The organism is Spirulina subsalsa FACHB-351 (assembly GCF_026130165.1).
GTDB classification, from domain to species: Bacteria; Cyanobacteriota; Cyanobacteriia; order Cyanobacteriales; family Spirulinaceae; genus Spirulina_A; species Spirulina_A subsalsa_A.
The window spans coordinates 1-1,348 of sequence record NZ_JAIHOM010000248.1 but is presented as its reverse complement, the minus strand read 5'-3'; the positions used below and the strand labels follow the sequence as shown (position 1 = coordinate 1,348).

General features: G+C 44.4%; 1 protein-coding gene. It reads right to left on the bottom strand.

What is annotated here, in order from left to right:
- The coding region (locus tag K4A83_RS22670) for a hypothetical protein (RefSeq protein WP_265266991.1) at positions 1-1,348 on the bottom strand (1,348 nt) is incomplete at both ends.

Genomic DNA, 1,348 nt, shown 5'->3' with positions numbered 1-1,348 from the left:
GGAGGGGGCTTTTTGAATAGTTGGTTGAGGAGGGGTTAGGGGGGCAGTTTGGGGCGTTTGGGAAGGTTCTGGAGTGGGTTCAGGTTCAGATTCTACTAAGAATAATTCATCGGCATCAAATTCGGCTAAAGATTGTTCTAATTCGAGTCTACCAAAGGTGTCCTCAATGCTGGGAACGGTATCTAATTGTTCGTTGTTGTTCCAATCATCACCAAATAGAATATTATCGGGTTTTTCTGTGTCAATTTTTGGGGAGGTGGAGGGGGAAGGTTGTTGTAATCCAAGGCTTGTTTCTTGGGTGGAATTCAACTCTTTTGCTTCCTCGGAGGATGTTTGACCATAGTCTAATTCTTCCTCTTGTTCTTGGAGAGAGGGGGTTGTTTCGGGGAGACTATCTAGGGGTTGTTCGTCTGCCATTTCTGCGGCAGGATCTGTCCATTCTAAGTCACTATAGAGGTCTTCTGTTGGTTGTTGGGGGGCTGTTTCGGTAAAGTCAAAGTTGGTAAAATTATTATCAAAATTTTCGGAGGCTAAGTTCTGTTTTGGTTGAAAATCGTCGGGGTCTAAAATGGGGGAAGTTTCCTCATTGGAGAAGTCTATAAGGGGAGCTATTTCTTCGGCTTCTGGGGGGAAGGTTGAGAAATCTATCCCGTTTTCTTCTGGGAAGATGGGGGCTACAAAATCATTGGTAATTTTGGGTTCTGGTTCTACGGGTTTAATGGGGGCAATATTTTCTGGGAAAATTAGGTTATTTTCGGGGTCATTTTCTAGCTCCAAATCTGGTGAATATTCCGACAAGTCTAGACTATAATCAAAGTCGTCTTCTAGGGGATCTAGAAAGTCTTCTTGGTCAGAGAAAATCATTTCTAGGCTATCTTCGGATTGGGGTTCAGTTGGGTTAAGGTCGGGATCAATAATTGAGGGATGGCTTGCTGGTTGTGAGGTTAACTCGGGATTTTGTATGGGTTGATTTTCTAGCTCTTGATTGAGTGAATTTGGGTTAACTGATTGAGGATCTAAGTCCTGATGCTCTCGGTTTAAGTTGTCAGAAATAACGGTCGGGTTTAATTCTTGATTTAATTGAGGTTGTATCGGTTCTTGGGGGTCGAATGTTTCCTCTATTTCTGAATTGAATGCTGATTCACTGACGGACTCAAAACTATCCTCAAGGGGGGTTTCTTCGTCGTCCCAGAGTTCGGAGGAATTAAAGGGGTCTGCGGTTAATTCTAAGGGGTCTAGGGTGAAAATATCCTCGTCTGGTACGTTGGTAAGACCCCCTAAAAATTCGGGGTCTTCTAGGGCTTCTGGGGGGTCAAAGGGGGCTAGGGGGTCTAAGTCGCAGCTTGGG